The sequence below is a fragment of the Nonomuraea maheshkhaliensis genome (assembly GCF_039529435.1).
Lineage (GTDB): Bacteria > Actinomycetota > Actinomycetes > Streptosporangiales > Streptosporangiaceae > Nonomuraea > Nonomuraea maheshkhaliensis.
Genome location: NZ_BAAAMU010000128.1, coordinates 23379 through 29766, shown reverse-complemented (window position 1 = coordinate 29766; position 6388 = coordinate 23379). Strand labels below are relative to the sequence as shown.

Annotated in this window: 4 protein-coding genes; all 4 read right to left on the bottom strand. The window is 71.0% G+C overall.

The window, feature by feature from the left end:
• Positions 1-498: 498 nt before the first annotated feature.
• The 4 genes from ABFX54_RS46615 to ABFX54_RS46600 are packed head-to-tail and all read right to left on the bottom strand — an operon-like array spanning position 499 to position 6386.
• Entirely contained in the window at positions 499-2739 is a 2241-nt protein-coding gene (locus ABFX54_RS46615; protein WP_346113505.1) for a phosphodiester glycosidase family protein, read from the bottom strand.
• Positions 2740-2750: 11 nt separating this feature from the next.
• The gene (locus tag ABFX54_RS46610; protein WP_346113504.1) at positions 2751-3545 is read right to left on the bottom strand and encodes a phosphatase; all 795 of its coding nucleotides are present in this window, start codon (positions 3543-3545) and stop codon (positions 2751-2753) included.
• A gap of 4 nt (positions 3546-3549) precedes the next feature.
• The gene (locus ABFX54_RS46605; protein ID WP_346113503.1) at positions 3550-4689 is read right to left on the bottom strand and encodes an ABC transporter ATP-binding protein; all 1140 of its coding nucleotides are present in this window, start codon (positions 4687-4689) and stop codon (positions 3550-3552) included.
• A gap of 14 nt (positions 4690-4703) precedes the next feature.
• Positions 4704-6386 carry an ABC transporter permease gene (locus tag ABFX54_RS46600; protein WP_346113501.1) on the bottom strand — a complete coding sequence of 561 codons (1683 nt, stop codon included), beginning with the start codon at positions 6384-6386 and terminating at the stop codon, positions 4704-4706.
• Positions 6387-6388 lie beyond the last annotated feature (2 nt).

The following is a 6388-nucleotide window of genomic DNA, read 5'->3' as shown; positions in this document are numbered from 1 at the left end:
CCGATCCACACGCCCGGCCACACCCCGGAGCACACCAGCTACCTGGTGCTCATCGGCGGCGAACCGGTCGCCCTGTTCTCCGGCGGCAGCCTGCTGGTCGCCTGAACCGCAACCGTCAGCCCACGCGTCCACTTCGGGATAGTCCGCACGCGAAGAGTGCTCCTCGCTCTGGAAGGTTGTTGAACTCGACAATCGGTAATCTTCCAGATCAGGAGCACTCTTCGCCGTCTAACGGATCATCCGGTCTGAGCTCTCATCAGCCCACGTGAATCGCCGAGGCCAGACCTCCACCGTTTGAGCGAGCGAGGGCCCCACGCCTATGTGCAGCGGTGGCCCCAGCCGCTGGAGTCCTCGTTTCCGCCCGTGATCTTGCCGAAGCTCGCCTCCGGGGTGGGAGGGGGTAGACCACAGGACGCGGTCGCGGAAGTCGTCGAACCGGACGTCGTCCCGCCGAGGACCGTCACCGGGCGCGGCGCCGGAGGTACCGCGCCCGGGTGATCAGCCGGCGGCGACGGCGGTCAGTTCGTCCAGGACCAAAGTGCCGGTGTAGCGGGCGTCCGGGTTGATCTCGTTGAAGAAGATGCGGCGCAGGCTCACCGGGTACGCCATCCCGTCCGGCACGTCGTACGTGATCTGCTGCCACCCGGGCTCAGTGATGAAGGCGGGTTCGATCGTGTGCAGGGTGCCGTTGCGGTCGACGACCTCCAGGCGGGTCCGCTGGTCGTGGCCTTCGGAGTTCACCCACAGCTTGAACGCCGTCGGCTGCCCGGCCACCGGGAGGAGGCCGGCGGACGGCCAGATGCCGACGCCGCGTGTCTCCGTGCTCTGGGTGAAGTCGTAGTCCAGCTTCAACCCGTTCCCGGCGTGGCCGTCAGGGGTGGACGTGGCGGTGCCGGTGGCGCGCAGGCTCCAGAAGTTCCAGTTCGAGGTGTCGTCGAAGGGGTCCACGACGTCCTGGGACGTCCCGATGCCGACGACCAGCTCGGTCCGCACGCCGCCGGCGGACACCGTGACGAGGTGCTCGCCCTCGGCGGCCAGCGCGGTGACGGTGAACGCGCCGGTGCCGGTCGGGGCCACGTTCAGCGCCGCTTTGTCGTAGGTGAGGTGGATGTCGGCGGGGTCGATGGGGGCCGCGTAACCTGCGGAGTCCGAGCCGTTGACCTCGAAGGTTGCCTGGGCGCCCTTGGTCAGCAGGTTGATGCGGCGGGTGCCGGTGTCCAGGCGGGACAGCCGGCCCAGCACGGTGAGGTCGATGGCTCCGGTGGCCTTGCCGTGCTTGGCCGTCACGGTCGTCTCACCGGACGACAGCGCATGGAAGACGCCGGAGCGGTCGACCCGGCCGATGCGGCTGTTCGTGATCCGCCACTGCGGCTTGATCGTGCGCGGCACGCCCGCGGGACCGTACGTCTCGTCGTACGCGGACGCCGTCAGCCGGCGGGTCAGGCCGGGGAAGACCCGTTCGGTACGCCACGACGCGGCGGCCGAAGGCCCGGGGAACCGGTCGCGTTCCGTCGCCGTGTCCACCCAGAAGCCCTTGACCTTGCCGCTGCCGGCGGGCAGGAACAGGGCCAGTCCGGTCGGCACGGGACGGGTGCCCGCCGCGTCGGACGGCCGGTTGACGAGGCCGGCCCGCTTCTGGCCGGGTTCGCGCACGACGAGCGTCGTCGAGCCGCCGCCGTCGAGGTTGAGCGCGCTGTGGGCGCCCAGGCCGGCCATCATCTCGGCCAGCTCGTTCAGCCCGATGCCGCGGGAGAACTCGGGCTGCCGGCCGTCCACCGCGACCAGCCACATCTTGGTCCCGTCCGCGGAGAAGCCGACGGCGGTCCTGGGCTCCGGTGTGTTGTTCTCGGGCGGGAGGTCGAGCGGCCTGCCGTCCGCGACGATGAGCTGACGTCCGCTCACGGCCGCCTTGACCTTCATGTCGCCGGGAGCCCGTACGGCATAGTCCACGGAGACCGGGTCGCCGACCCGCAGCGCGGACAGCGCGTCGGCGCCTGCCTCCCGTCCCACCAGCACGAACGCGCCTTCGGCGATCGCGCCCTCACGGGGGACATCCACCACCTCGGCCACGACGCCGTCGCGCACGATCACCTCGATGGTCCGCGCGACACCCCTGACCGGATGGCAGCGGCAGTATGTGCCCCAGACCGGGGTGAACATCCCGATCTGGTCCTTGAGCAGTTCGGCCTTGTTGAGCGCGTCCAGCGGGACGGTCTTACCGGGCAGTTTGACGGTGCCCTCGAAGACGATCTCGCCGATGGCGCCGACCTGCTCCTCGGAGAACATCACCGCGGTCTGGTCCGTCTGGGTCGCCTTGGTGTTGGGCAGCGGCGACTGCAGCAGCTCTCCGTCCTGGATGGCCACGCCCCACGGCGCGCCGGAGGCGGCGATGTCGAAGTAGTCGGCGTTCGTCGCCGCGATGGCGCCCGCTTCGCGTGCCATGTCGAGCAACGGCCGCCGCGCGGCGACCTGGCCGGGGAACAGCCGCCCGATCCGCACGCCGGCCTTGAGGTCGACGGACATCTGGTACGTCTGCAGCCAGCCGGGCTCCCCGGTGGCCCCGTCGGGCCCGTACGACTCGACCGTGCTCAGCTCGACGCCGGGAGCGACCGGCTGGGTTTCCCGGTAGGTCTCGGTACGGCCGTCGAGCACGACCGCGGCTGCGGGTGCCGGTGTTCCCGCGTACGCCGGGCCCGTCAGAACGAGGGCGAGCGCCGCAGATAACAAACTCCATCGCATCGAAATCCTCCTCAAACAGCGATACCGGCAGCGCGCCGGAGCATGTACGCGGTCACCGGCGCGAACTCGGCGGGCGTGAAGTTGTCCTCGATCGGCAGGACGTGCTCGTGCCGTCCCCTGGCGCGTGCCAGGAACAGGGCGACGTCGTTGGCGTCGGCGATCGACAGGGTGGGCAGTCCTGCCGCGATCGCCGCGCCCGCCATGCCGTGGTCAGCGAGCACGAGATCGATCGGCGGACCACCGGCGATCATGGCCTCCATGTAGTCGGGCCGGTGGGTGTGCAGGATCGCCTCGTCGTGGAAGGCGCACGCGACCCCGCCGAAGAACCGGATCCCCGTCTCGCCGGCGGCGTGGGCCCCGACGGCGCGGTCGAGCCGGTGGTCGTCGAGGACGCGGACGATCCTGTTGCCCGTGTTCCGCAGCGCGCGCGCCAGGTCGGCGTAGTGGTCGAGCAGCCCGGTCGGGTGCCCGGTCGCCAGCAGCACCGTGCCGCCGCCGTTCCGCAGGAAGGGGGCGAGGGCGTCGGCGTGGGCCAGGATGCCGGCCAGCGTGTGCTCGGGCGCGATGTACCCGAGCTCGGGGTCGCCGTCCGTGATGCGGTCGCCGATGCCGGCCTCGACGGCGGTCACGACCTCGTCGATGGACGCGGTACGCCGATCCTCCAGGCCGAAGGTGTGGTCGAGGTCTCCTTTGAGCATTTTGTGCGCGTACGCCAGTGACTGTCGGCGGACGGTCCTGATGCCGCCGGACAGGCTCCGCTCGACGAGCAGGTCACGCAGGTCCGCCTCTTCGGATGCGATGCCCATGCGGTCAGCTCGCCGCCGCCGCGACGGCGGGCCGGGCGGCGGCCTCCGGTGGGCGCCACGCGCCCTCGACCCTGGGGAACGCCCGCGCCGCGCCCTTGCCGATGCTCAGCCGGACGTTCGCGCCGGGCGACCAGTCGCTCTGGGCCGAGTGCACGATCACCACCGAACCGCCGGCCTCGACGTACGTGCGGACGACCGGGCCGAGGAACTGCACGTCGCGGACGACGCCGTGCAGCGCCCCCGCGCCGGGAGCCTGGCTGAGCGACACGTCCTCAGGACGTACGGACACATCGACGGGCGAGCCGGGAGAGACGGAGGACGCCCCAGGCGCGGGCGCCGCGCGGAGCACCGCTCCGGCGACGTTCACCTCCCACGACCCGTCCGAGCCCGAGTCCGAGCCCGAGTCCGACCCCCCGGCGTACTCCCCCGCCAGCCAGTTCGTGATGCCGACGAAGTCGGCGACGTACCCGTTGGACGGGGCCAGGTAGATCTCGTGCCCGCTGCCGAGCTGTTCGAGCGAGCCGTCCTTCATGACGGCGATCCGGTCGCCCAGGGCCAGCGCCTCCTCCTGGTCATGGGTGACGTAGACGATCGTCGTCCCGGTGTCGCGCTGGATCTCGCGCAGCTGGGTGCGCAGCTGGATGCGGGTCTTCGCGTCGAGGTTGGACAGCGGCTCGTCCATGAGCAGCACCGACGGCCGGATCGCCAGCGACCGGGCGACGGCGACGCGCTGCTGCTGCCCGCCCGAGAGCTCGTTCGGCCGCCGGCCGCCGAGCCCGGTGAGGCCGACCAGGTCGAGGGCCTCCCCGGTACGGCGGGCCCGCTCGTCCTTGGCCAGTTTCTGCGCCTTCAGCCCGAATTCGATGTTCTCCGCGACGGTGAGGTGCGGGAAGATCGCGTAGTCCTGGAACACCATGGACGTCGGCCGCGCGTCAGGGCCGTACCCGGACACGTCCACGCCGTCGATGAGCACGCTCCCGCTGTCCGGCCGGATGAACCCGGCGATCATCCGCAACGTGGTGCTCTTGCCGCACCCGCTGGAGCCGAGGAGGCAGAGGAACTCGCCGCGGCCGACGACGAGGTCGAGGTCGCGAACGGCCGGCACCCCGTCGAACGACTTGCACAACGACTTCAGTTCGATCACGAAATCTCCAGGTGTCACAGGTCGTAGAGCCGCAGCCGGGAGCCGAGGGCCAGCTTCGCGACGGCGAGCCCGGCGAAGCTGACCACCATCAGGCCTGCCGCGACGCCGGTCGCGGCGCCCCACTGGCCGAACTCGGCGAGGTTGACGATGGTGGGCGCGCCCAGGCCGATGCCCGGCGAGGTCAGGAAGATCACGGCACTCAGCGTGTTGATCGCGTGCAGGAACCCGAACACGAGCGACGTGGTGAACGCGCCGCCCAGCAGGGGGAACATGATCTGGACGATGACCCGGGCGCGCGAGGCGCCGAGGTCGGTGGCGGCCTCGTCGATCGACGGGCTGATCTGGTTGATGGTGGTGACGGCGGTGCGGTAGCCGACCGGAATGGCACGTACGACCATGACCAGCACGAGGATGAGCGCGGTGCCGGTCAGGGCGATGGGCGGCTGGTTGAAGGTGAGCAGCCACGAGATGCCGATCATCGTCCCGGGGATCGCCGACGGCAGCACCGCGAGCCCGTCCATCACGCCCCGGCCGAAGACGCGCGTGCGGTGCACGACGTACGCGGCGACCAGCGTGCTGATCGTCGTGATGATCGCCGCCGTGGCGGAGAACAGCGCGGAGTTGCGGATGTCGTCACCGCGCAGGAGCGCCGTCTGCCAGTGGTCCAGCGTGAAGCTCCAGTCCGCGCCCCACGCCCGGGTGAACGAGCCGGCCAGGATGCTCCCGTAGATGAGGATCATCAGGGCGCTGACCAGGCCGAGGACGGTGAGGAGCCCGCGCCGCACCGCCGCGGGCAGCGGCGCGGGCGGCAGGCTGCCCGTCTTCCCCGACACGGTGACGGCGGAGCGCCGCGCGAGGACGCGGCGCTGGATCAGGAAGAGGATCAGCGTCGGTACGAACAACAGCACGCACAGCACCGCCGCCATCCCGAAGTCCTGCCGGCCCACGGCCTGCACGTACGCCTCGACCGAGAGCACCTGGTACCCGGCGCCGATGAGGACGGGGTTGCCGAAGTCGGTGATGACGAACATGCCGACGAGCAGCAGCGCGTTCAGGATCGTGGGGAACGCCAGCGGCAGCGTGACCCGGCGGAAGGTCTGGAACCAGGTCCAGCCGAGGTCCCTGCTGGCCCACTCCAGGGTGGAGCCGATGTTCTTCAGCGTCGGCAGCAGGGTCAGCGTGGCCATGGGGAAGAAGGCGAGCGTCTGGACGAGCCAGAGCCCGCCGAGGCCGAGGAGGCTGATGTCCAGGCCGAGCAGCTCGTGCGTGATCAGGCCGCGCCGCCCGAACAGCAGCAGCACCGCCAGGCCGACGACGAACGGCGGCGAGATCAGCGGGAGCAGGGCCATCACCCGCAGCACGGCCCGGCCCTTGATGTCGGGCCGGCTGAGGGCGTAGGCGAACAGGAAGCCGACCACGGTGGCGCTCAGCGTCGAGGCCACGCCGATGACGGCGGTGTTCTTCGCGGCCGTCGCCACGCGCGGCTCGGCCAGCCTGCTCCACGCCTCGCCGTCGGGCTCGAACAGCATGGCGACCGTCGGCACGAGGACGAGCAGGAGGAGCAGGCCGGCGACGTAGGCGACGAGCGTGCCCACCGTGATCCGGTCGGCCAGCCGGCGTCGGCGACTGCGCCGCTGCCAGTCCGGCCGGACCGCCTGCCCCGAGCGCGTATCACCCGTGAGGGTCGTCGAGGGCACGG

What these genes read in the sequence shown, in the direction of transcription:
- ABFX54_RS46610 (WP_346113504.1), bottom strand. Translation starts at nt 3,545, where the DNA reads ATGGGCATCGCATCCGAAGAGGCGGACCTGCGTGACCTGCTCGTCGAG.
- ABFX54_RS46615 (WP_346113505.1), bottom strand. Translation starts at nt 2,739, where the DNA reads ATGCGATGGAGTTTGTTATCTGCGGCGCTCGCCCTCGTTCTGACGGGC.